Genomic DNA, 23,858 nt, shown 5'->3' with positions numbered 1-23,858 from the left:
TGTTCATCATTATGGACGGACATCACAAAGTTTCGAATTGTGAAACCCGCGTTTCGTTACGCGAGAGTACGAGTGCATTCGTTCTTCCGTCAAACGATTCCTATGCACAAACACCGTCGCAGCGCAACAAAACTACGCTTTATCATACCAGCACACCGCGCGTGCGCTGCCGACCCAACACCCTTGAAAACTTGGCGTTTTGGTCATTTACACAACCTTACCCTACGGTCATCTGGATACAAGATCACCGCTGTCTGGCCTTATGCCCCCGATCAATGCGGTTACACGATCAGCAGAAGTGATAAGCTCATCCGACCAGCCCACAAGGGTTTCGATGGTGTGGCGCGGATAGACTGCCCAAATGTTCAGCACTGCAATCGGCTCGGCCATGTAGTTGAAGATCGGGGACGAGATGCCGATGAAATGATCATATTCCTCGCGGTCGTTCCGGCCAAAGCCCTGCGCGCGTACGAATTCCAGCTCCTTTCTGAAGGTCTCGACGTCAGGGACTGTCCGTTCCGTGAAGCGTTCGAACACATAGTCTTTCAGGTTCGAGCGTAGGACGTCTTCCGGATAGTACGCCATCAACGCCTTGCCTGACGCAGAGCAGTGGATCGGCTCACGCATGCCCGGTCTCTGGACCCCACCCATTGATTGAGCCGCCTCCAGAACCCGCAGGTATACAACTTCATTTCCGCTCGGCACGCCGATGGTCACATTGACATCGAACATGTCGAACAACCGTACCATCTCATCCAGCGCAATCGCCTGGATATCGTAGCCGTTGTAGGCATTGCGCACGAGATCGAAGACCCGCGGCCCCAACAGGTACACTTTGCGCTGCTCGTCAAAGCGCAACATCTGCTCGTCAACGCCGATCGACAGCAGACGGTGTATGGTGCTCTTGTTCATGCCGGTCTTGTCGACGATTTCGGTGAACGTCATGGGCCGCTGGGCCGCGCTGACGGCCGACAACAGGGCCAGAAGCTTGTGGACAATAGAACTTTGCATGCTGCCAATCGCCTTCGGTTTCAGCCGCGCTCACACGCGCCGTGTGGCGCTACCAAAGCAGGTTCGACGCAATGGTAAAACTGCAATCTCGTATACCGGAACAAATTCCTGTTCCGGGTATCGGCGGAACAGAATGAGTTGACGGCTCAGCAAACCTTACCTAGTTTTTTTATACAATACGTTTGTTTCACAATACAAAACCCAAAAGGCCCGCTTTGACCAAAGAAGAAATCCATTGGATCGTGACGGCCAACGCGGCTCCCGACCTCGACAAACACAGGTCTTCGCTACGCGTTGACGTATTGGTCATAGGCGGCGGGCTTACAGGATGCCGGACCGCATTGGGGCTTGCCGACCGCGGCGTTTCGGTGGCGGTGGTCGATGCGCAGGACGTCGGTTGGGGCGCGTCGGGGCGTAGCGGCGGGCAGTGCAATCCGATCTGGCGCAAAACACCCGATGACCTGCGCGATCTGCTTGGCGCACGCCACGGCGACAATCTGGTGCGTACCACTCTGACAGCGGCGGATGATCTGTTTTCGGATATCAGGACATTCGATGTCGACTGCGATGCCGTACAGGCGGGATGGGTGCAAGCCGCCCACACCCGGAAGGCCATACAGAGCATGGGGACACTGGGCCGCGCGTGGAAAAAAGCGGGCGCAGATATCGAAGAAATCGACGGGGACGCGGTCGAATATGCCAGTGGGTCGCCGGCCTATCGATGGGCGCTCAAACACGCAGCGGGCGGGCACGTCCAACCGCTGTCACTGACGCGCGGATACGCAAAAGCCGCGATCGCGCGCGGTGCGCAATTTTATAACAAAACACCGGTTACCAAGCTCGACCGCAAAAACGGAAAGTGGCACGCGACGACGCCGGAGGGCGAAATAACCGCTGAAAACGTGGTGCTGACCACCAATGCCTATACCTCGGGTCTGTGGCCCGGCCTGTCCAAAACGTTCCATCCGCTTGTCAGCGTCTCGATTGCCACCGCCCCGCTCAGCGCAATGCAGCAGCAGACTGTTCTGCCCGGGTCGGTCACGATCTCCGATTCACGGCTGGCGATCTACTATGCCCGCTACGACCGCGAGAAACGGCTGATTTTCGGGTGTGTGGGAAGCACCGACCACGTCGACCCGCTTGCCTTGGGTCGCTTGCGCGGCGGGTTGCGCACGGTGTTTCCGCAGATCGCCGATATCGCGATCGAACGGAAATGGGCGGGTCGCATCGCGGTCACGCCCGAAATGATGCCCCATATGCATGAACCGGCGCCGGGCATCCTGGCAGGGATCGGGTTCAGCGGGCGGGGCATTGCCATGACATCTGTCATGGGGCGCGCACTGTCGGGCAAACTGCTCGGCACCCCGCCCGATGATCTGCCCTTTCCCGTCGTGCCGGTATCCCCCGTGCCGCTGCACGACATTACCCGCCGCCTCATTCCGTTTGCCGCCCCCGCCATGACTCTCAAGGATAAACTCGACGCGCTGACAAACGGCGCATGACCGTCAGGAAACTGCATGCCAAAGCTCATCAAATTCGCAGATCAATCTCCGGAAGCCATCCGACAAGACACATCGGCCGTCACAATTTCGGGCGCGCCCGGACACACCGTCTGGGTCCACTTCAAAGGCGCCGATGACACAGTACGCGCCGGTATCTGGGAAAGCACGGCCGGTGTTTTCCGCGGCCCGCAGAACAACCAGATTGAATACTGCTATATCCTGGAGGGCGGAGCCACGATCCGCACGCAGGACGGCGCGGAATTTGACGTCACCGCAGGAGACGGTTTCGTCATGGACAACGGTCTGCAACCCGTCTGGACCGTACCCGACCGCGTGAAAAAGCAGTGGGTCATCGTGTCAGTGCCGACGCAATAACGCCCGATCGACCGTTCCGGATTTGGCAAAGATCAAAGGGAGAAGGTAGTGGCGGACCGAGGAGGATTCGAACCCCCGACCCCTTGATTCGTAGTCAAGTACTCTATCCAGCTGAGCTATCGGTCCACTGAGGGGCGGTTTAGAGCCGGGGCGCGGGGTTTGCAAGCCCCTCTTTCGAAAAATCAGGCAAAGCGCAAAATTCCCCCGCGGAAGCCTAGACCGTGCCGTCATCCTTGGGCAGCCTGATCAGAAAGCGGGTTCCTTTCGCATCGGTCTTGAGCAGCTTGAGGTTCCCGCCGTGCCCGCGCACAAGTTCTGCCGAAATGGCCAGCCCCAGCCCCGCGCCTCCTTTGCGCACCGACCCCTGAAACGGTGCGAAAAGATGCTCTTGCGCCCGCGACGGGATACCGGGGCCGGAATCAATGAGCTCAATGAGCCATGCATCGACCGTCTCGACCGCCTCGATGCGTATTTCACCGGGATCGCCTGTCGCCATGATGGCCTGTCGCGCATTTCGCATGAGATTTCCCAATACGCGGTACATCTGCTCGGGGTCGGCGCGGATAAACAGCTGACGCGGGATTTCCGTATCGAAGGTCAGATCATAATCACCAACGGCGAGCCGTTCCCCCTCGATCACCTCATCGGCCAGATCGGCCAGACGCACCTGTGACAGGGTGGGGCTTGGCTCCTCGGCCTTGCCAAAGGCCAGCGTAGATTCGCACAGATGCACCGCGCGGGTAATCGACCCCACAAGCTTGGGCGCCATGCGCGCCACAACCGGATCTTCCGACGCTTCGATGCGGTCGGTGAATAGTTGCGCGGACGTGAGGATATTGCGCAAATCGTGGCTGATTTTGCTCACCGCAGAGCCAAGTTGCGCCAGCCGTTCCTTCTGGCGCAGCGCCTGGGTCAGATCGGTCTGCAACTTGCGCAGCGCCTCTTCGGCTTCACGCAGCTCCGTCACACCTGCCGCAGGTTCAATGATGCGGCGCGCGTCTTCGGGCGCGGCGGCGTAGCGTTGCATCGCGCCCACCACGTTCTTGATCGGGCGGACCAGAAAGATGCGCATGGCCGCAAACAGCAACAATGCGGTAATCACCGAAATGACAGCCGACAGCGCCAGAATGCGCAATCCGTAGTCGATCATCGCGGACCTCAGCGGCCCTGCCTCCATTGTCACCTCGATGAGAGACCCCGCCTCGCGGACAGGGCTGCCGATCACGCGAATCATCTCGTTGCCGGGCGTGAGCAAGCGGTTGACTGCATCCCTTACCAGTATCAGCGCAGACCCGTCACGCAGATCGAACGTCGCCCCCACCTCCTGCGGCATCGGCGATGCCAGAACAAGCTGGCGGACCTCGTCACGCCGCAAGACGACGTTGAACACTTCGGCATTCAAAAGCAGCTCTGCCTCGAGGGCGTCGTCGATCATGTCGTCGGCCAGCAGCGTCAGTGAGGCGATCTGCGCCCGCTCCAGCCGGTTGAGCATGTAGTCCTCGCGGAACCGCGCAATCGACGGCACGAAAATCAGGATTTCCGCAATCATCACAAAGATCGTGGTCAGGATCAGCAGGCGGCCGGAAAGTGAGTTGATCATGGCGTCCTTATCCAAAGATGTCGGGGCCGGCGGGCGGGGTGTCGCCGCAAGGCGCACGCCAACCACCGGACCCCGCGCAGAAAATCACGGAATGAACCGCTGCACAAAGCCCACAACACGCTTGACCATGTCGCTTTCAAACAACCGCGGGCTGAAATAGGCACCTGCGGCACGTTTGTTGACCTCACCTATCGTAGGATAGGGCGCGACCATCGCAGCGATCTGGCTCATTTTCATATTATTGGCGAGGGCCAGCGCCCACAGATTGATCAATTCGCCCGCCTGATACCCGACGATCGACGCGCCGACGGGGCGCCCCTTGACGACCATCACCTTGATGAATCCTTTGGTCTTGCGCTCCGCGATGGCCCGGTCGTTGTGGCTGTAGTGGAACCGCACAACCTCCAGCGACGGTCCGTGCTTTTTCTTCGCCTGCGCCTCCGTCAGTCCGACCTGGCTGAGTTCGGGGTCTGTATAGGTCGCCCACGGAATATGGCTTGTCTTTGCCTTCGACGGCAGACCGAAAAGCATCGACCGTATGATGACCCCGGCGTGATAGCCCGCTACATGGGTAAACTGCAGCCCGCCGGCCACGTCCCCGATGGCATAGACCTTCCGGTTGGTCGTGCGCAGGCTGTCGTCGACCTTGATGCCGTTTCGAGTTGGCTTGATGCCCGCCTTTTCGAGATCCAGCTTGTCGGTATTGGCCTTGCGACCCACGGCCATCAGCAGGTGGCTGCCCTTGAACACACGGCCGTCTTCCGTTTCCACTTCGATGGCGCCCTTAGTGCCGCGCACTTCGCTGGCTTTCGCATCCTCTGCAATCTCGACGCCCTCGGCGCGCAACGTGTCCAGCACGATCTGCGCCATCTCGGGATCGTCCTTGCCCAGCGCCTTGCCACCTTCGATCACGGTGACCTTCATGCCCATGCGGATGTGGGCCTGCGCCATTTCCATCCCGATGGGGCCGCCGCCGACAATCAGCAAGTGATCGGGCTTCTCGCGCAGATCAAACAGCGTTTCGTTGGTTTCGAAGGGCACATTGTCCAGTCCGGGGATAGGCGGCACCAGCGGGCTCGACCCTGTCGCAATCACGATCCGCCGCGCCTTGATCACGGTATCGCCCGCCTGCACCTCGTTTTCCGAGATAAAGCGACCGAATTCGCGGATCACGTTGATCCCGAACCCTTCGAAGCGCTCTTGGCTGTCGACGGGGGCGATTTGGGCGATCACATCGGCCACGTGGTCCTTTGCGGCGGCATAATCCACCTCACCCGCCGCGTCCTTCACGCCGTATTGCTCTGAGTGACGCTGGCCATACGCCGCCTTTCCGGTCGCGATGAGCGCCTTGGAAGGCACACACCCGTAGTTCAGACAGTCGCCGCCCATCTTGTGTCCTTCGAGCAGGACAACATCGGCGCCCATTTGTGCAGCACCCGCCGCGACGGACAGCCCGCCCGATCCGGCACCAATGATCAGGATATCGGTTTTGATATGTTTCATTTCAGAAGGTCTTTCTTACCGGTGACGGCCTTGATGACAACGGGCAACAGCGACAATGCGCACAGGCCCAGGATCGGCAGCAGGATATGCGGCTCAAAGATGATGCCCAAGTCGGGCGTCTCACCGGCGGCAAACACTTCGCCCAGCCCTGCCCCGACGGAGGTGTAGACCAGCGATCCGGGGATGATGCCGATAAAGGTGGACACGACAAATCGGTAAAGGGGTACGGCCAGAAACGCGGGGATCAGGTTGGCGACAAAGAAAGGGACCGCGGGCACAAGGCGGATGAAAAACAACATCGACCACTGGTTCTCGTCGATGCCTTTCTTGATCTTGGCCACCATTCCTTCGGATGCATCCATCCGGTCTTTCAATTTTTCGCCCAGTCCAAACCGCGCCGCGAGGAAGATCAGCGTCGCACCCGTTGTCGCGGCAATCACGTTGAACGCCGCCCCGAACGCTGTGCCGAAAAGGAAACCACCGGTCAGTGTTGCTATGGCCGCACCCGGCAGCGAAAACGCCACGATGACGACATAGGCTGCGATGAACAGCAGCACGGTCAGCAGATAGTTGCCATCGCGAAAGGCCAGCAGCGTCTCGCGGTTGTCGCGCAACGCATCAAAACTGAGATAGTCGCGCAGGAAAAACGCACCTGCCAATGCGACGACAGCAATGATTGCGATCGGGGCATAGCGTGCGATAGGGGATTTCGTATCGGGGGTCTGTGTCATATCACTCATATCGGGTTTCCCGCTGTTGGGGTGTCGGTTGACCCCTAGATGACGGTTGACGCCTCTCAAGGACAGCCGCCTCACGGGCGCTTGATCGGATGTGTTGGATTAATGGCCTTTACGACAGCGTTGGCCGCCATTTGAAACATATCCCCCCCGTTTCACCACGAATTTATTGCAGGACCCCCAAATAAACCCGCGCTGAGGGTTTGACTTGGCCATCACAGCGCTTTAGAGGACGGGTCTGAAATGACGCGAGGCTGCGAATCCGCCGCCCGCAACTGACACTAGATGGAGACGGAGCGATGAAACGCACCTACCAACCTTCGAACCTCGTTCGCAAGCGTCGCCACGGCTTCCGTGCGCGCATGGCTACCAAAGCAGGCCGCAAGATCATCAATGCGCGCCGTGCACAGGGCCGGAAATCGCTGAGCGCGTAATCCGCGCCATCGCGACAACGCTATGACACCGCCGGAGACAGACCTGAGTGGCGACACCGCCGCGGGGGATCAGTCTCCGGCGGTTTCTTTGCGGCCAAAGCCCAGTGTCCTGCGCAAGCGTCGGGACTTCACCCGCGCGGCGCGCGGCAAACGGGTCGCAATGCCGGGGTTCATCGTCCAGATGGTGGTGCGCCCCGAAGGTGAAGCAACCGGCATACGGGTCGGCTTTACCTGTTCCAAGAAGGTCGGCAATGCGGTCGCCCGCAACCGCGCCAAACGCCGCTTGCGTGAAATTGCGCGGCTGACCCTGCCCCGGCAGGGCAAACCCGGCAATGACTACGTGCTCATCGGCCGCCGCAACACCACCGCAACGCTCCCATTCGATCAACTGAAGTCGGATTTTGCACGCGCGCTCGACATCTTGCACGGGGTCGTCAAATGACCCCCCTTGCCTTTGTCGTTTCGCTGCCGGTGCGGTTCTATCGGCTCGTCTTCAGCCCCTGGGTCGGTTTCAATTGCCGCTATCAACCCACCTGCAGCGCCTACGCAATGGAGGCGTTGCAAAAGCACGGGGCTTTCAAAGGCAGCTTGCTGGCCGCGCGCCGTATTTCGCGGTGTCATCCGTGGGGCGGCGATGGGTATGATCCTGTTCCGGACGCAAAAGAGGACTAGGGCCTTTCAAAGGTGATGATGACCTCACCGATGTCGATCCCCGCCTTTTTCATATAGGCGCGGTTCAACACGGTGCCGCCGCCCAGATCCCACATCCAGTCGTCGAAATTGACCCGCAATGTCCCGTCCGGCACGGGGAGGTCGATCTTGTAGGTCCAGTTGAACGTATCGCCCTTTTCCTGACCCTGTGCTGTGCCGATCACCCCGTCGGCAAAGCCGGTCCAGGTCTGGTCCGCGGTCACCGGCCCCGTCTTCCGGAGCCGCCAGACGCGCTGTTCGGTGCTGCCATCGGCATAGGCGAAATCTTCGACAAGGGTCAGCGTTTCACCATCCCAACTGCCGTTGATCACCACATCGAAGCGGCGGCGCACTGTGCCGAACACATCCTGAAACTGGCCCTTGGCAGTGACCCGTCCGTCAAAATATTCCTCGAGATCGAAATCGGCTTGCGACAACTTGGGGTCATCGAGGCCCGGCTTGCCCACACATGCTGACAACGCCACCGCGCCCGCCATCCAGAAATATCGCATATCGCCTCCCTGCCCCGCGGGCTTTAGCTCCTGAGCTAACGTGATATAGACAAAATCAACCCCACCCGCAGGATCGCCGTCATGCTAGACCAACCCAAAGACATCCACGCCCTTTTCAACGGCGCGCCACAAACCACCGAATTCAAGAAGCTGCGCAAACGGATCGTGCGCCACACCCGCGAAGCGATTGACCAGTACGGCATGATCGAACCTGGCGGCAAATGGCTCGTGTGCCTGTCGGGTGGCAAAGACAGCTATACGCTGCTTGCCGTCCTGCACGAACTTCAATGGCGTGGACTGCTGCCGGTCGAATTGCTGGCCTGCAATCTCGATCAGGGACAGCCCGGTTTTCCGGCAACCGTATTGCCCGAATTCCTCGACAAAATGGGGGTGCCGCACCGTATCGAATATCAGGACACCTATTCCATCGTGATGGACAAGGTGCCTGCAGGGCGGACCTTTTGCGCTTTGTGCTCGCGCCTGCGCCGCGGCAACCTCTACCGCATCGCCCGCGAGGAAAACTGCACAGCTGTCGTATTGGGCCATCACCGCGACGATATCCTGGAGACCTTCTTCATGAACCTGTTCCACGGCGGCAGACTGGCCACGATGCCACCCAAACTGGTGAACGAAGAGGGTGATCTGTTTCTCTATCGCCCGCTGGCCCATGTCGCCGAAGCCGACTGCGAAAAATTTGCGACTGCCATGAATTACCCGATCATTCCGTGCGATCTGTGCGGCAGTCAGGATGGTTTGCAACGCCAACAGGTCAAGCAGATCCTTGATGGGTGGGAAACCAACAGCCCCGGTCGCCGTCAGGTGATGTTTCGGGCCCTGATGAATGCGCGGCCGTCGCATCTGCTTGATCCGGCTCTGTTCGATTTCGCGGGTCTTTCGCTAACACCGAAAATTTGAATTAAATTTGGGCACGTAAAAGTTGCGCTGTTAACGACCGATTACACTTGCGCGCGCTAGGCTGGCCGGGTCTTTGATCGTTCGCTGCCGTGTGGGGTCCCGTGCCAAAATCATCCAAACCGTCCGCCTTGTCCGCGCTGCGCCGCGCCAAGAACCGCATCGTTGCTGCGTTGACCACCCCTGCCGCCCTTGTCTTCGCGCCCGCCTTTTACCTCGCGGCCTTCTGGTTTGGGGGTGAGGGTGCGCTGCTGGTCCTCGCCGCCGTGGCACAGGTCGCCTTTTTCGCAGGAGGAGGCAGCGCGGTGCTCAAATCACTCTTTACGCCTGCATCGTCAGGCCGTGTTCTTGGTGCTGCGGAATTCACACGCCAAGTCGGGCGTCTGCATGGCACGATTTCGGATCAGGGGGCACAGGGCTGCCTTTATACGCTTGAGCTCGCGGATTTCGATGATCTGCGCGACCACTACGGCGACGATGCCGCCGACGAAGTCCTGCGGCAAGTGGGCGATCGGCTCGCCGGAATGCTGCGCGAAAGCGATCTGGTGGGTCAACTCGATACGGCCCGCTTCGCAATCGCAACAGGTCCCCAACGCGCCCTGACAATCGAAACCTGCATCCAGCTTGCCGCTCGTATGCAAAGCGCGCTCGAAGATCCCATATCGCTGTCTGGCACCGCCATCTACGCCACCGCGCCGGTCGGGTTTTGCCAACACGCAAAGGCCAGGGGTTCGGCGCACGCCTGGCTTAAAAATTCCGCCCGTGCACTTCAGGATGCCGCGCAGCAGGGGCCTTCCGCCATCCGCGCCTACAGTGCGACAAACTCCTTTGGCCCGACCAGTGTCGGCGATCTGTGCGACGAAGTGCCCGACGCGCTGGAAAATGGTCAAATCCGGCCGTGGTTCCAACCACAGGTATGCACAAACACGGGTGAGATAACCGGGTTCGAGGCGCTGGCCCGCTGGTCCCACCCCACACGCGGTGTCCTGTCGCCGGCCCAGACCCTGCCCGCGATCGAAGCCGCGGGGCTGACGTCGCGGCTGATGCAGGTGATGTGCTATCAGGCCTTCTCCGCGCTCAGCCATTGGGAATCCGAAGGTCACTTCGTGCCCTGTGTCGGGATCAATTTCACCGGCAGTGACCTGTCTGAACCGCACTTGCTGGAGCGCCTGAAATGGGACCTCGACCGCTTTGATCTCACACCCGACCGGTTGTGCGTGGAAATACTCGAAACCGTGGTGGCAGAGGATCCCGACGATATTGTCGCCCGCAACCTGCGCGCCCTCGGGGAGATCGGCTGCCGTATCGATCTGGACGATTTCGGCACAGCGAACGCATCGATCACCTCGATCCAACGGTTCCCCGTCAGCCGCATCAAGATCGACCGCAGCTTTGTGACCCGCGCCGATCAGGACCCCGGCCAGCAGCGCATGATCAGTGCGATCCTCACCATGGCAGAACAGCTGGAAATCGAAACACTTGCCGAGGGCGTGGAGACCGCTGGCGAACACGCTCTTCTGGCGCAATTGGGTTGTGACCACGTCCAAGGCTTCGGTATTTCGCGCCCCATGCCGCTGGATCAGACAATCGATTGGATGGCGGCCTACAAAGCAAAGATGGAGCCCGCTCCGCAGATCATGCGCGGGGGCCGATCATAGCGGCGGAACAACGCGTCAAAGCGACCAAAACACCCGAATCCACTTGACCTTTGGGCCTCTTCGCGGTGTACCCACCCGAACGGATTTAGATGTATCAGGTGGCACGGCTCATGGACGATCAGAACAAGAACCTCATCATCGCAACAGCGCTCAGCTTTGTGGTGATCCTTGTATGGTTTGTACTCTTCCCGCCCCCCGAACCCGACACACCGCTGGATGCCACGGCAACGACGGAACTGACGCCGCCCGCGCCAGACGCCGTCAGCACCCCCTCCGCCGATGTCGGGGCCGCAACACCGGCGCCCGAAACCGACACGGCGCCAAGCGCGATCGAGACGGCAGGTCGGGTGGCCATCGAAACCGACCGCCTTCAGGGCAGCGTTTCCCTGCTGGGCGGGCGGATCGATGAACTGGCCCTGACCGATTATCGCACCTCGCTTGACGAGGAAGCGGAAATCGTCCGGGTTCTTAACCCCGTCGGCCAACAGGATGCGCAATATGCGCTGCACGGCTGGGCCGCTGCATCGGGTGTGGACGCCTCTGCCGTGCCGGGGCCCAACACCGAATGGTCGCTTGCCTCGGGCGATACGTTGCGCGTCGACAGCCCCGTGACCCTGAGCTGGGACAATGGAGCCGGGCTCGTCTTCACCAAAGAAATCTCCGTCGACGCCGACTATATGTTCACGATCACCCAATCGGTTCAGAATAACAGCGACACGGCCGCATCGATCGCGCCCTATTCGATTCTTGCCCGTCACGGAGAGCCGTCTGACCTGAAGAACTTCTTTATCCTGCACGAAGGCGTCGTCGCCATGACAGACGGCGAATACTCGGAGATCAACTGGGATGACATGCCCGAGTTCGAGTTCAACCCACGCGCGGGTGCCCGCACGCAGGAAGAAAACATTACCGAAAACGGCTGGATCGGCTTCACCGATCACTACTGGATGAGCGTTCTGATCCCGACGCAGGGCTCCGCATTCAAATCGGTGGCAAAATACGACGAGCGCCGCGATATCTACCAAGCCGAAACCGTTATGCCCGTACAAACCGTGGCCCCGGGGGCAACGATCGAGGCGACCACGCAATTCTTCTCGGGTGCGAAGGAATGGGAAGTTCTGCGCGATTACGAGCAGGCGGGCGTCTATAACTTCATCGATGCCATTGACTGGGGCTGGTTCGCCTTCCTGACAAAGCCGATTTTCTGGCTGCTGCACCATCTCAACGAACTGATCGGCAACATGGGCATCGCGATCATCGGGCTGACCCTTCTGATCAAGGCCGCGCTCTTTCCCCTGGCATATAAATCCTACGTCTCGATGGCGAAGATGAAAGAGCTTCAGCCAAAAATGGAGAAGCTCAAAGAGCAGGCGGGCGACGATCGCCAGAAGATGCAACAGGGCATGATGGAGCTCTACAAGAAGGAAAAGGTGAACCCCGCCGCGGGCTGTTTGCCCATCCTGATGCAGATCCCGATCTTCTTCTCGCTCTACAAGGTGATTTTTGTCACGATCGAACTGCGCCACGCGCCCTTCTTCGGCCCGTTCCAGGACCTCAGCGCACCTGATCCGACATCGATCTTCAACCTTTTCGGCGTACTGCCCTGGGCCGCGCCCGAAGGTGGTACACTGCTCGCACTTGTCTTCATTGGCATCCTGCCACTGCTGCTGGGCATCTCGATGTGGTTGCAGCAAAAGCTGAACCCGGCCCCCACCGATCCGACCCAGCAGATGATTTTCGCGTGGATGCCATGGGTGTTCATGTTCATGCTCGGCGGCTTTGCGAGCGGCCTGGTGGTGTACTGGATCGCCAACAACACCATCACGTTTACGCAGCAATACCTGATTATGCGCAGCCAGGGCTACACGCCCGATTTGCTTGGCAACATCAAGGGTGGTTTCAGCCGTAAGCCCAAGGTCGAAGAGAAAAAGTGATGCAGATCACCGCGCTTTGGCGTCATCCGATCAAAAGCCACGGGCGCGAAGCACTCGACCGGGTGACGCTTGGCGTGGGCACCACCCTGCCCTACGATCGCACGTGGGCCGTCGCGCATGATGCGGCCAGTGCCGACGGCAGCGAATGGGCCGCCTGCCAGAACTTCAACCGCGGAGCAAAGTCGCCCGCCTTGATGGCGATCACCGCGCGACTGGATGAAGATACCGAAACTGTCACGCTGCACCATCCCGATCTGCCCGAACTTGTTGCCCACCCCGATCGGGACGGCGCGCGCATCGTGGCGTGGTCACGCCCTTTATCGAACCCCGATAGGGCCGCGCCGGCACGCGTTGTGCGCCTGCGCGACCGCGGGTTCACGGATACACCCTTCGCGTCGATATCGCTGTGCAATATCGCCACCCACGCCGCGGTGGAGCAGTTGGCCGACAGCCCGCTGCAACCTGAGCGCTGGCGCGGGAACATCTGGTTCGACGGCGCATCGGCTTGGGATGAGTTCGAGTGGATTGGCCGCGACCTGAAACTGGGCACGGCACGGGTGCGGGTCGAAGAACGCATCACCCGCTGCTTGGCAACGACCGTGAACACCGATACGGGCGTGCGCGATGTCGACACGCTCGGCGCGCTGAAACAGCTGGGACATCAGGATTTCGGCATTTACGTAACCGTAACAAAGGCGGGCGATGTGGCCGTCGGCGACCGGTTGGAGCTGATATAATGCAATTGCCCTTTCCCGTTGTCGAAGAACCCGACGGCCAAACAGCCGAACGCGGCCGTCTGCTGTTCGCTGGCGAGACAGAATTTGTCAAAGGCGTGGTCGCCATGTCGGGGCTGCCCGATGCCGACCGGCTCGAGGTTTGTTTTGCCGGACGGTCGAATGTCGGCAAATCCAGTCTGATCAACGCCCTGACGGGACGAAAGGGTCTTGCCCGCGCATCCAATACGCCCGGGCGGACGCAAGAAATCAACTATTTCACAGCGGGAGACGATCTGTACCTCGTCGATCTGCCCGGCTACGGCTTCGCCAATGCGCCGTTGCCGGTGGTCGAGAAATGGCAGCGTCTGCTGAAGCAGTTCCTGCAAGGCCGCCAGACCCTGCGCCGCGCTTTCGTGCTCATCGATGCACGCCACGGCGTGAAAAAGGTCGACGATGAAATCATGTCGCTTCTCGACAGTGCCGCCGTGACCTTTCAGGTTGTCCTGACCAAAGCCGACAAGGTGAAGGAAAAAGAGCGCGAGAAAATTCTCGACCAGGTCCGTGGTGCGCTGTCAAAGCACCCGGCGGCCTATCCAGAGCTGATCGTCACGTCTTCGGAAAAGGGCTGGGGCATCCCCACCCTTAGATCGGTGATTGCGACGCTTGAATAAGCGCCTATGATCCCCCTACCGCCGGGGACAAAACGATGAGAACACAGAATATGAACCGCGACTGGTCCGCTACCGCTGCAACCCTTTCGCAGGCCCTGCCCTATATGCAGCGCTACAATGACGCGACCGTTGTGATCAAACTGGGCGGTCACGCCATGGGCAGCGACGAGGCGATGACCGAATTCGCACGCGATGTTGTCCTGATGCGGCAGGTGGGGGTCAATCCCGTTATCGTGCACGGCGGTGGCCCCATGATCAACGCCATGCTCGAACGGCTCAACATCGAATCCGGGTTTGTCGACGGAAAGCGCGTCACCGACGCGGCCACCATGGAAGTGGTCGAGATGGTGCTTTCCGGGCTCGTCAATGCCCGCATCGTTCAGGCGATTTCTGAGCAAGGTGGCCGCGCCGTCGGTGTGTCAGGCAAAGACAGCGGCCTAATTGTGTGCACGGCAGAAGATCCGCGGCTCGGGCTTGTCGGCAGGCCCGAAACGGTCAATCCCCGCCTGCTGCTCGATCTCGCGGAAAAGGAGCTGATCCCCGTTATTGCGCCGTTGGGGATGGGCCACGCGGGCGAGACGTTCAATATCAACGGCGACACCGCCGCGGGGGCCATTGCGAGCGCTCTGCGCGCCGACCGCTTACTGCTTTTGACCGATGTGTCGGGTGTCAAGAATGCCCACGGCGAGGTGCTGACCGAATTGACCGCGACACAGATCCGGACGCTCACGGATGACGGCACGATTGCGGGCGGGATGATCCCCAAAACCCAAACCGCCCTCGATGCGTTGGACGCAGGCGTGCGGGCCTGCGTCATCCTCGACGGGCGTGCCCCGAATGCCTGCCTGCTGGAGCTGTTCACAGAACACGGTGCGGGCAGCATCATTCGCGCAGGATAACCGGCAGGTGGCCGCACCGATCCTCCGCAAGGTCGCGGCCCGAACAGAGCCCTACGGTTTGATGCCGATGGGCGCACTGCACGACGCGGGGCGGACCCTCGTGCTTGTGGCGACGGCCCCGGATTTCTGGCACCATTTCGAAAACAGCCCTGAGATGTCCGACGGGGCCCCGGACCCCGTGGATCGCTGGTCACAACGCATTCTGCCACGCATTGCCACGGGCTGCGGCGCGCGCGAGGTGGTCTATCCGTTTGGCGGCCCGCCGTTCGAGCCGTTCATCGCATGGGCCAAGGCCAGTGGCGAAGCCTTTGACAGCCCGACAGGCATGCTGGTTCACCTGCGGGCGGGGCTGATGATTTCTTACCGCGGTGCGCTTGTCTTTGAGGGTCAGCATCCGCTGCCCGATGCCAATCACCGCTCTCCGTGCGACAGCTGCGCCACCCGCCCGTGCGAAACCGCCTGCCCCGTCGGAGCCTTGTCACCTGACCACTTCTATGACGTGCCGCGCTGCAAGGCCTATCTCAACAGCGCAGAGGGCGCTGACTGCATGACCAACGGATGCGCGGTGCGGCGGGCCTGTCCGGTCAGCGTGTCGTTCAACCGACCGCCTCGGCAAAGCGCGCATCACATGCGCTACTTTAAAGGGAACGCGCCATGAAACGCCTGATACTGATGCGACACGCCAAATCCGACTGGACCGGCGCGGGAACAGGGGACCACGCACGCGGCCTGAACCCACGCGGAAAGGAAAGCGCAAAGCGCATTGGCCGATGGCTACGCGAGCACACGCTATTGCCCGACGCGGTCCTGTGCTCCGATGCGACCCGGACCCGTGAGACCCTGATGCGGCTCGACCTGCCCAATGATCCCCCCACCACGTTTAGCCGTGGTTTATACCTGGCAGAACCTGACGAGATGCTTGACGCCCTGCGACAGGCGACCGGCGATACAATCCTCATGCTGGCCCATAATCCGGGCTGTGCCTATCTCGCCGACGCGCTGGTGGCACAGGCGCCCGAGCATGCCAAATTCGCGCTATTCCCGACATGCGCGACCCTCGTTGTCAGCTTTGAAATCAACGATTGGCGCGACGTTACCGCCGGTACCGGCACGATCGAGGCGTTTACCGTCCCGCGCGACCTGCAGACGTGAAAAAGGCGGGCCTGTGCCCGCCTTCGCGCTCCGTCGATAAGAACTTTGTCAGTGGCCGAGAATCTGGCTGAGGAACAACTGTGTCCGCGGGCTTTGCGGATTGTTGAAAAACTCTTCTGGTTCGTTCTGCTCTACGATCTGGCCGTCGTCCATAAAGATGACGCGGTTCGCAACCTGACGGGCAAACCCCATTTCATGCGTCACGCACAACATGGTCATGCCCTCTTCCGCCAGCTCGATCATCGTGTCGAGCACTTCCTTGATCATCTCGGGATCGAGGGCCGAGGTCGGCTCGTCGAACAACATGATCCGCGGCTTCATGCAAAGCGACCGGGCGATGGCCACACGTTGCTGCTGACCACCGGACAACTGGCCGGGGTACTTATTCGCCTGATCGGGAATTTTCACCTTTTCGAGGAAATGCATCGCGGTTTCTTCGGCTTCGCTCCTGGGGATCTTGCGAACCCAGATCGGTGCCAGCGTACAGTTCTCAAGAATCGTCAGGTGCGGAAACAGGTTGAAGTGTTGAAAACACATGCCAACTTCGGACCGGATCTTGTCGATGTTCTTGAGATCGGAAGACAGCAGGGTGCCATCCACTTCGATCGATCCTTTCTGGTGCTCTTCGAGCGCGTTGATGCAGCGGATCAGCGTCGATTTGCCCGACCCCGACGGCCCGCAGATCACGATCCGTTCGCCGCGGTTCACCGTCAGATCGATGTCGCGCAGAACGTGAAAGCTGCCGTACCACTTGTTCATCTTGTTGATGGTGATCGCGATCTCGTCGGATACTTTCATCAGTGCTTGTTCAGCCATTGGTCAGGCTCCTTATCGATGGTCGGTCGCAAGACGGCGTTCCAGCCATTGCGAGTATTGTGAGATGCTGTAGCAGACGACGAAGAAAACCACGCAGGCAAAGAGCAGCAGCTCCCAGTACACGCCGTTCCAGTCTGTCGAGGCGAGGATGGGACCGCGGATCATGCCGATGATGTCGAACATCGAAATTACGGACACGAGCGTGGTATCCTTGAACAGACCCACGGCGATATTGACGATGCCCGGGATCGAAATCTTCAGCGCCTGCGGCAGAATGATCAGACGCATCGCCTGCGGATAATCAAGCCCGAGGCTGTCGGCCGCTTCGTACTGGCCCTTGGGCAAAGCCGCCAGACCCCCGCGGATCACCTCCGCGATGTATGCGGACGAGAACATCGTGATCATGATCACAACGCGCAAGAACAGGTCCACACCGCTTCCGGGCGGGAAGAAATACGCCAGCATCACATTCGCCACGAACAGCAGCGTGATCAGCGGCACGCCGCGGATGAATTCGATGAAAATGACGCAGACCCATTTGATGAGCGGCATGGAGCTTTGCCGACCCAGCGCCAGCGCGATCCCGATGGGCAGCGACAGCGACACACAGGTCAGACCCAGCATCATGTTGAGCATGTAGCCGCCCAGATCACGCGATGGCACGGATTTGAGCCATGGCTGTTCTGGTGTCAGAACGGGCACGATGTAGCCCGACAAGGTCCAGAAGACGATGGCTGCGGCAACACCGCCGAAAAAGCCCAGTGCAAAATTCTGCGCCACAAAACGGGCGTAGACAAGATACCCTACCACGACACCGAGCAGGGCAAAAACCGGCACCCAGATCGTTCCGCCCCAGATCAACCAATAGGCCACGAAGGGAAACAGCGCCGTGATGATCAGCATCTTGCGCGGCAGATCAAAGAACAGCACCGGCGCCAGCGCGACGAGCATCAGCACGAACGCCACCAGCACCCGCCAGTAGGCATCCACCGGATATTTAAACCCGAACAGGAGCTGGTTCCAGCGCTCGGTCAGAACCGAGAAGCAGGCCCCCGTCGCCCCATCGAGCACTTCGCGGCATTCCGCGAGGCTTCCCGTGGTCCAGATGCCGTTGAGCATCCACGGCAGCGTAGCCGACAGGATGAGGTAGATCACGTACAGGGACGCGATGGTCAGCGCCGCGTTCGGGATCGTGGCAAACAGGTTTTCGCGCATCCACTTGACCGGTCCGGCCGCATTCGACGGCGCAGGCGATGGCGGGATGGCGGTGTCGCGAACATAAGCGACAGATTGTGCGTGCGTATCGCTCATATCAGCGCTCCTTCAGCTTTACGGCGTTGTTGTAGACGTTCATGCCTGCCGAAATCAGCAGCGAGATGATGAGATAGAACGCCATCAGCAACAGCACGCATTCAATGGCGCGGCCTGTCTGGTTCAACGTGATACCCCCCAGTGTCGCGGTGATGTCGGCGTAGCCCACGGCAATCGCGAGTGACGAGTTTTTCGTGATGTTGAGAAACTGCGAAATCAGCGGCGGGATGATCACCCGCATCGCCTGCGGCAGGACCACGAGGCTCATGACACGGCGGGGACGCAGCCCCAGCGCAGAGGCGGCTTCGGTCTGGCCCTTGCTGACCGCAAGGATACCGGCGCGGACGTTTTCGGCGATAAACGCACCGGTATAGATCGACAGCGCGAACCACAGCGCGATCAATGGGCCACCGATCTTGATCCCGCCCGCAAAGTTGAAGCCCTTGAGTTCGGGCACATCCCACGAAAGACCCAGAATGAACAGAACCACGATGATCGGAACGAACCAAAGCGCCAGGTTGGTCCACAACGTATTTGGCCGTTCGCCCGTAGCCGCCTGTGTTTCATTGGCCCGGTTGGTGACAAAGCGGGTGGCGAAAAAGGATCCGATAAGCGTGGCGATGACGATCAGCCAGTTGACGATGCTGCCCGCCTCACCGCCCACACCGCGCGTAAAGAACGGCCCGGGCGTGTAAACGCCGCGGTTGGTGAACGCGAACAGATCGAGAAACATCGTCGATGACGGTTCATCGCCGCGGAAGGCCCGCGGGCCCGGCATCACGGCGGTCATGATGGTAAAGATGATGATGATCCAGATCAGCACCGGAATGTTGCGGAAAATCTCGACATAAACGGCCATCAGCTTGCGCACGAGCCAGTTGTTGCTCAGCCGCAAGACGCCGGCGATGACACCAAAGACCGTGGCCGTGATACAGGCCAGAAATGCCACCAGCAGGGTATTGAGGATCCCCACCATCGCGGCGCGCAGGTTTGTCGACTGGCTGTTGTAGTCAATCAGCGTCTGGTTGATGTCATACCCCGCCGGGGCGCCCAGAAAGGCGAACGATATGTTCAGCCCGGCGGCGCGCAGGTTCGTGGCGAGATTGGAATAAAGATAGAACAGGCAAAGCGCCAGAAGCACCGCCGCGATCACCTGCAGCGTCGCTGACCGGTAACGCGTATCGTTCAATAGCATGGATGGCCGGAACGATCCCTGTTGAGGGTCCGAGAGTGTCGACATGAATTCTTCCCCGTGAGCCCGACGTTTATATGTGCGCTTTGTGCGTCTTGCGTCGGGTCAGTTGTCTGGTCGTCTTATGCGCGAAGGGCGCGGTTTACACCGCGCCCTTCGGCAGTGGTTCTTAGCGGAAGGGGGGGCTGTAAAGCAGGCCACCGTCTGTCCACTGAGCGTTCAGGCCACGGGCCAGACCGATGGGTGTTTCTTCGCCGATGTTCTTGGCAAAGATCTCACCGTAGTTGCCCTGTGTTTCGATTGCGCGCTTGGCCCAATCGGCGTCCAGACCCAGCATTGCGCCCAGTTCACCTTCGGTGCCCAGCAGACGCGCCACTTCGGGATTGTTGGTGTTGGAGGCCATTTCACCAACATTCGCGGACGAAACACCCAGCTCTTCGGCTGTGATCAGCGCGTTGAGCGTCCAGCGCACAACGTCGCCCCACTCGTCGTCACCGTGACGTACCAGCGGGCCAAGCGGCTCTTTGGATACGATTTCGGGCAGCAGCGTGTGATCGCCGGGGTTTTCGAATGTCGCACGTGTCGCCGCCAGACCGGAAGCGTCCGTTGTGTAAACGTCGCATGCGCCAGCAAGGTACTGCTGTTGTGCTTCGGCGTTCGTTTCGATCGGAACGGGCTCATAGCTGATGTTGTTGGCGCGGAAGAAGTCCGCGAGGTTCAGCTCGGTTGTTGTACCGGTCTGGATGCAGACGGTCGCGCCGTCCAGATCTTTGGCCGAGGACACGCCCAGCTCTTTGGGGACCATGAAGCCCTGACCGTCGTAGTAGTTCACACCAACGAAGGTGAACTTCAGGTCGACATCACGGCTGAATGTCCATGTGGTGTTACGCGCCAGCATGTCGATTTCGCCCGAAGCAAGCGCGGTGAAGCGTGTCTTGCCGGTTGTTGGAACGAATTCAACGGCGTTTGCGTCGCCCAGAACAGCGGCGGCAACGGCACGGCAGACTGCAACGTCAAAACCTTTCCATTCGCCATTCGCGTCAGGTGCGGCAAAGCCCACCAGACCTGTTGTGACACCACAGTTCAGCTTGCCGCGCGCCTTGACATCGTCAAGCGTTGCAGCAGCTGCAGCACCAGCGGACAGACCGGCAACGGTCAGTGCGCCCAGAATTACAGATTTCTTCATTTTTACCTCTTCCTGATTTTCCGCCGCATTTTGGACGGATCATGCCGGCATTTTGCACACCGACGGTGATACTGCGCAGGAGGCCCCTACGTAGTGGCGGCTACCTTGGCCGGATTCATCGGTGCAGGTCAAGGGTCACGCGCCCAATTTTGCGGCACTTTTGAACGGCTTCCCTAAGGTAAGCCCAACTTTACGCCACAGTGCCTTCGGCGAGGGCGAACATACGCTTTGCGTGCAGGAATGCCGCGCGTTTGATCTCGGCCTGCGCCAGCGCCTCTTCATCGTCGCCCCATTGCTCGGCCTGCCAGTTTTCGTCCAGCCGTGAAAGCTCCCAAAGCGCTTCGGCTGGGCGCGCATCGCGTGCCGCCGCAAAGCCGATCACGAGCGAGCCCGAGAGGCTGACAAGATCGTGAAAGGCGGCCAGACGGAAGGCATCGAGTGCGTGCGTTTCGCGCGACAATATCGCGAGCGCCTGAGGGTCCTGTGGCCTGTGCATGATGCCCGCCCGTGGCAGCAAGCGCGCGCCCAGTGCGTCATGCGCCCAATCCAGAAGCGGGTCCCACTGCGCGGACTGCCGCTCCACCAGTGCGGCCGGGCTATCCGCGCGGTAGCACAGCAAATCGCTGTCGCCATAGGCCGCCAGCATATCGGCGACCTCGGCATGTTGCACCGCGACCTTGTCGATCGCGGCATTGGCGGTCTTGGTCACAGGCATGGTGTGGGGCCGGATTTCGCCCTCCTGGGCCTGCCACTCTTCCGCGATGGCCGTGGCAAGCGGGCGCGTCGGCACCAGAAGTGCCCGTTTCGCAGGGGTCTTTACCGGCCGCCCGTCCAGTCGGACGGTCCACGCTTCGTCAATCTGCTCGACAGTGGCTTCTTTCCAAAAACGCTTGGCTTTCCAATCGCTCATCGCTCAGTCGCTCCAAATGCTGTCCAGAAGCGGCACGAGGGCCGCGAAACTCTCAATCGTATGGGCCGCGGCACCAAGCCGGTCGGCACTGTGGTACCCCCAGCCTACGCCGATCCCCGCAATGCCCGCCGCGGCGGCCATGTCCATGTCGAAGCTGGTGTCGCCCACCATCACCGCGTGTTCGGCCCGCACGCCGGTTTCCGACAACGCGCTATGCAGCATGGCAGGATGCGGCTTGGATGGATGGAAGTCAGCGACCTGCTGGGTGACAAACAGCCCGTGAAGGCCATGACCCTCGATGAGCTTGTCGAGCCCCCTGCGCGATTTGCCGGTGGCCACGCCCAAGAGTGTGTCCGGCTGTGCCTGCAACGCCTCGAGCACATCGCGCGCGCCGGGATAAAGCGGCGAGGACTGGGCCGCACCACTTAGGGCGCGCAGCTGCATGTAGCTGTCCTTGTATCCCTGCACCAAGCGGCTGTGCGTGTCGGGGTCGGCCTGCGGCGCCAGCTGTGGCATCAGCACATCGAGCGAGAGCCCGACGACACCCAGCACTTGATCGCGTGGCGGGGTCGCAAGCCCTTCGGCAGAGAACGCCAGATGCATCGCCCCCAGAATATCGGCCTGGCTGTCCACCAACGTGCCATCGACATCAAAAATGACCAGCCGCAATGGCGTATCGCTCATCCCCAGTCTTCCTCGAACGGGTCGGCCGGCACATCGCTGGGCTGCCATTGGAATGTCTGCCACGTGCGCGCCATATGCTCGGGCAACGGGGCCGTCAGGTGTAGCTTGGCCTTGGTCACGGGGTGTTCGATCGTCAGGCTGCGTGCGTGAAGGTGCAGCTTTTTCGAGATGTCTCCGCCCAGTTGCGCACCCCAGCCATCGCCGAGGTTCTCCTGACTGGAGCCGCCGTATTTCCCGTCACCGACGATGGGATGTCCGATTTCTGCCATATGGGCGCGCAGCTGGTGGGTCCGACCCGTTACCGGGATCAACGCCATCCAGCAGCAACGGCTGCCTGCCTGTTCGAGCGTCGCATAATCGGTCGTCGCCCGCTTGGCACCTTCGGTCGTGTCGACCTCGCGTGGATGTATGGCGATCATCTTTTCGCCCTCGCCGCGTTTGCCGTGGCCGCCCGCCTTCACCAACCCGAACTTAATCGTACCGTCGCGCGGATGCGGGACGCCAGCGACCGCGGCCCAGTAGATCTTGCGGGTTTCGCGGTGCCGGAAATTGGCGGTCAGCGCCTTGGCGGCCTCCCGGGTGCGGGCCAGCAGCAACACACCCGACGTGTCCTTGTCGAGACGGTGCACCAGACGCGGACGCTCATCGGCGTCGAACATCAAAGCCTCCGACAGACCATCCACATGGCGTTCACCCTGCCCCGATCCGCCCTGCACCGGCAGGCCAGGAGGCTTGTTGAGCGCGATCACGTGGTCGTCGCGATAAATCACGCACCCACGGATCATCTTGGCCTCGGCCTCGGTCACGCGGCTGCGCTTTTCGGGTTCGGGTGCGGCACCGTCGGGCAGCGGCGGCACGCGCACCTGCTGGCCTACTTCGACGCGGGTGGATCCTTTGACGCGGCCACCGTCAACACGGATCTCGCCTTTGCGGCACATCTTCTCAATGCGCCCTTGTGGCACGTGCGGGAAGATACGCTTGAACCATTTGTCCAGCCGTTGATCGCCGTCACCCTCGGCCACAATCAGTGTTTGTACGCGGCTCATGCCAAAACTCCTCTGGCGACCCACAGGCCTGCCATCAATGCGCCAATGCTCAGCGCCACGGACAGCGCGACATAAGCGCCCGCCGCCGCGATATTGCCCCGCTCGATCAGGGTCACCGTCTCCAGCGAGAACGCGGAGAAGGTCGTGAAACCGCCCAACACACCGGTCATGACGAACGGTGCGTATTGGGTCAGCCCCTTTTGCGCGGCCATCACGACAAAAACCCCCATCAGGAAGGAACCCAGAATGTTGGCGCCGATAATCGCCAACGGGAAATCCTGCGGGCCCAGCACGCGCAGAACCCCCATCCCCCACAGGAAACGGGCCGCGGCACCGATGGCACCGCCCAATGCAACAAGGGCAACGGTTGAAATCATGGGGCGTCTGTCGTGCGTTGGGGCGCGATT

General features: G+C 60.5%; 26 protein-coding genes and 1 tRNA gene. 13 read left to right on the top strand and 14 right to left on the bottom strand.

Going from position 1 to position 23,858, the window contains the following annotated elements:
• Positions 1-228 precede the first annotated feature (228 nt).
• Positions 229-1,011 (bottom strand): IclR family transcriptional regulator, encoded by a 783-nt coding sequence (locus K3756_RS03205; RefSeq protein ID WP_259990845.1) that lies wholly within the window; start codon positions 1,009-1,011, stop codon positions 229-231.
• Between the two features lie 215 nt (positions 1,012-1,226).
• Between K3756_RS03205 and K3756_RS03200 the strand changes: the two genes are divergently transcribed.
• A complete protein-coding gene (locus tag K3756_RS03200; protein WP_259990843.1) occupies positions 1,227-2,513 on the top strand; it encodes an FAD-binding oxidoreductase in 1,287 nt (428 codons plus the stop codon).
• A 15-nt stretch (positions 2,514-2,528) separates the two neighbouring features.
• The gene (locus K3756_RS03195) at positions 2,529-2,888 is read left to right on the top strand and encodes a cupin domain-containing protein (RefSeq protein ID WP_259990840.1); all 360 of its coding nucleotides are present in this window, start codon (positions 2,529-2,531) and stop codon (positions 2,886-2,888) included.
• A 49-nt stretch (positions 2,889-2,937) separates the two neighbouring features.
• On the opposite strand, the gene K3756_RS03190 is transcribed toward K3756_RS03195, so the two are convergent.
• The 4 genes from K3756_RS03190 to K3756_RS03175 form a co-directional block, all read right to left on the bottom strand.
• Positions 2,938-3,014: transfer RNA gene (locus tag K3756_RS03190), tRNA-Arg, on the bottom strand.
• 88 nt (positions 3,015-3,102) lie between these two features.
• Complete coding sequence (locus K3756_RS03185; RefSeq protein WP_259990838.1) at positions 3,103-4,488, bottom strand: HAMP domain-containing sensor histidine kinase; 1,386 nt, start codon at positions 4,486-4,488, stop codon at positions 3,103-3,105.
• 84 nt (positions 4,489-4,572) lie between these two features.
• Positions 4,573-5,991, bottom strand: a complete 1,419-nt coding sequence (locus tag K3756_RS03180; protein WP_259990836.1) for an NAD(P)/FAD-dependent oxidoreductase — start codon at positions 5,989-5,991, stop codon at positions 4,573-4,575.
• The gene (locus tag K3756_RS03175) at positions 5,988-6,731 is read right to left on the bottom strand and encodes a TVP38/TMEM64 family protein (protein WP_259990834.1); all 744 of its coding nucleotides are present in this window, start codon (positions 6,729-6,731) and stop codon (positions 5,988-5,990) included. The genes K3756_RS03180 and K3756_RS03175 overlap by 4 nt, the downstream gene beginning before the upstream one ends.
• 296 nt (positions 6,732-7,027) lie before the next feature.
• Here K3756_RS03175 and rpmH point away from each other — a divergent pair, with 296 nt between their 5' ends.
• The 3 genes from rpmH to yidD are packed head-to-tail and all read left to right on the top strand — an operon-like array spanning position 7,028 to position 7,834.
• Positions 7,028-7,162, top strand: a complete 135-nt coding sequence (gene rpmH / locus K3756_RS03170) for a 50S ribosomal protein L34 (RefSeq protein WP_037911188.1) — start codon at positions 7,028-7,030, stop codon at positions 7,160-7,162.
• A 22-nt stretch (positions 7,163-7,184) separates the two neighbouring features.
• The gene (gene rnpA / locus K3756_RS03165) at positions 7,185-7,604 is read left to right on the top strand and encodes a ribonuclease P protein component (protein ID WP_259990832.1); all 420 of its coding nucleotides are present in this window, start codon (positions 7,185-7,187) and stop codon (positions 7,602-7,604) included.
• The gene (gene yidD, locus K3756_RS03160; protein WP_259990830.1) at positions 7,601-7,834 is read left to right on the top strand and encodes a membrane protein insertion efficiency factor YidD; all 234 of its coding nucleotides are present in this window, start codon (positions 7,601-7,603) and stop codon (positions 7,832-7,834) included. Before rnpA ends, yidD begins: the two co-directional genes overlap by 4 nt.
• Here the strand turns inward: yidD and K3756_RS03155 are convergent.
• Positions 7,831-8,364, bottom strand: a complete 534-nt coding sequence (locus K3756_RS03155) for a DUF3833 domain-containing protein (RefSeq protein ID WP_259990828.1) — start codon at positions 8,362-8,364, stop codon at positions 7,831-7,833. The genes yidD and K3756_RS03155 overlap by 4 nt on opposite strands.
• Before the next feature lie 81 nt (positions 8,365-8,445).
• On the opposite strand from K3756_RS03155, the gene ttcA reads away from it, so the two are divergent.
• The 8 genes from ttcA (at position 8,446) to K3756_RS03115 (ending at position 16,306) form a co-directional block, all read left to right on the top strand.
• Positions 8,446-9,279, top strand: a complete 834-nt coding sequence (ttcA, locus tag K3756_RS03150) for a tRNA 2-thiocytidine(32) synthetase TtcA (RefSeq protein WP_259990826.1) — start codon at positions 8,446-8,448, stop codon at positions 9,277-9,279.
• A 101-nt stretch (positions 9,280-9,380) separates the two neighbouring features.
• Positions 9,381-10,934 carry a bifunctional diguanylate cyclase/phosphodiesterase gene (locus tag K3756_RS03145; protein WP_259990824.1) on the top strand — a complete coding sequence of 518 codons (1,554 nt, stop codon included), beginning with the start codon at positions 9,381-9,383 and terminating at the stop codon, positions 10,932-10,934.
• Positions 10,935-11,044: 110 nt separating this feature from the next.
• Positions 11,045-12,868 carry a membrane protein insertase YidC gene (gene yidC / locus K3756_RS03140; RefSeq protein WP_259990822.1) on the top strand — a complete coding sequence of 608 codons (1,824 nt, stop codon included), beginning with the start codon at positions 11,045-11,047 and terminating at the stop codon, positions 12,866-12,868.
• The gene (locus K3756_RS03135) at positions 12,868-13,605 is read left to right on the top strand and encodes an MOSC domain-containing protein (protein ID WP_259990821.1); all 738 of its coding nucleotides are present in this window, start codon (positions 12,868-12,870) and stop codon (positions 13,603-13,605) included. Before yidC ends, K3756_RS03135 begins: the two co-directional genes overlap by 1 nt.
• Entirely contained in the window at positions 13,605-14,255 is a 651-nt protein-coding gene (gene yihA / locus K3756_RS03130; RefSeq protein WP_259990819.1) for a ribosome biogenesis GTP-binding protein YihA/YsxC, read from the top strand. The genes K3756_RS03135 and yihA overlap by 1 nt, the downstream gene beginning before the upstream one ends.
• A gap of 35 nt (positions 14,256-14,290) precedes the next feature.
• Positions 14,291-15,154: an acetylglutamate kinase gene (gene argB / locus K3756_RS03125; protein WP_259990817.1), complete on the top strand. Its 864-nt coding sequence runs from the start codon at positions 14,291-14,293 to the stop codon at positions 15,152-15,154.
• A 7-nt stretch (positions 15,155-15,161) separates the two neighbouring features.
• A complete protein-coding gene (locus tag K3756_RS03120) occupies positions 15,162-15,812 on the top strand; it encodes a ferredoxin (protein ID WP_259990815.1) in 651 nt (216 codons plus the stop codon).
• A complete protein-coding gene (locus K3756_RS03115; protein WP_259990813.1) occupies positions 15,809-16,306 on the top strand; it encodes a histidine phosphatase family protein in 498 nt (165 codons plus the stop codon). The genes K3756_RS03120 and K3756_RS03115 overlap by 4 nt, the downstream gene beginning before the upstream one ends.
• 48 nt (positions 16,307-16,354) lie before the next feature.
• Here the strand turns inward: K3756_RS03115 and K3756_RS03110 are convergent, their stop codons facing one another.
• The 8 genes from K3756_RS03110 to crcB all read right to left on the bottom strand — a co-directional run bounded on the left by K3756_RS03110 (position 16,355) and on the right by crcB (position 23,828).
• The gene (locus K3756_RS03110; RefSeq protein WP_259990811.1) at positions 16,355-17,122 is read right to left on the bottom strand and encodes an amino acid ABC transporter ATP-binding protein; all 768 of its coding nucleotides are present in this window, start codon (positions 17,120-17,122) and stop codon (positions 16,355-16,357) included.
• A 12-nt stretch (positions 17,123-17,134) separates the two neighbouring features.
• The gene (locus K3756_RS03105) at positions 17,135-18,433 is read right to left on the bottom strand and encodes an amino acid ABC transporter permease (RefSeq protein WP_259990809.1); all 1,299 of its coding nucleotides are present in this window, start codon (positions 18,431-18,433) and stop codon (positions 17,135-17,137) included.
• Position 18,434: 1 nt separating this feature from the next.
• Entirely contained in the window at positions 18,435-19,673 is a 1,239-nt protein-coding gene (locus tag K3756_RS03100; RefSeq protein WP_259990807.1) for an amino acid ABC transporter permease, read from the bottom strand.
• 121 nt (positions 19,674-19,794) lie between these two features.
• Positions 19,795-20,811 (bottom strand): amino acid ABC transporter substrate-binding protein, encoded by a 1,017-nt coding sequence (locus tag K3756_RS03095; RefSeq protein WP_259990805.1) that lies wholly within the window; start codon positions 20,809-20,811, stop codon positions 19,795-19,797.
• 190 nt (positions 20,812-21,001) lie between these two features.
• Positions 21,002-21,721 (bottom strand): ATP12 family chaperone protein, encoded by a 720-nt coding sequence (locus tag K3756_RS03090; protein ID WP_259990803.1) that lies wholly within the window; start codon positions 21,719-21,721, stop codon positions 21,002-21,004.
• A gap of 3 nt (positions 21,722-21,724) precedes the next feature.
• Positions 21,725-22,405: an HAD-IA family hydrolase gene (locus tag K3756_RS03085; protein WP_259990801.1), complete on the bottom strand. Its 681-nt coding sequence runs from the start codon at positions 22,403-22,405 to the stop codon at positions 21,725-21,727.
• On the bottom strand, positions 22,402-23,451 hold the full coding sequence (locus tag K3756_RS03080) for an RluA family pseudouridine synthase (protein WP_259990799.1): 1,050 nt from the start codon (positions 23,449-23,451) through the stop codon (positions 22,402-22,404). Before K3756_RS03080 ends, K3756_RS03085 begins: the two co-directional genes overlap by 4 nt.
• Entirely contained in the window at positions 23,448-23,828 is a 381-nt protein-coding gene (crcB, locus tag K3756_RS03075) for a fluoride efflux transporter CrcB (RefSeq protein ID WP_259990797.1), read from the bottom strand. Before crcB ends, K3756_RS03080 begins: the two co-directional genes overlap by 4 nt.
• Between the last annotated feature and the right edge of the window lie 30 nt (positions 23,829-23,858).

This window comes from Sulfitobacter sp. S190, assembly GCF_025141935.1.
Classification (GTDB): Bacteria; Pseudomonadota; Alphaproteobacteria; order Rhodobacterales; family Rhodobacteraceae; genus Sulfitobacter.
This window is presented reverse-complemented; position numbering and strand designations above follow the sequence as displayed.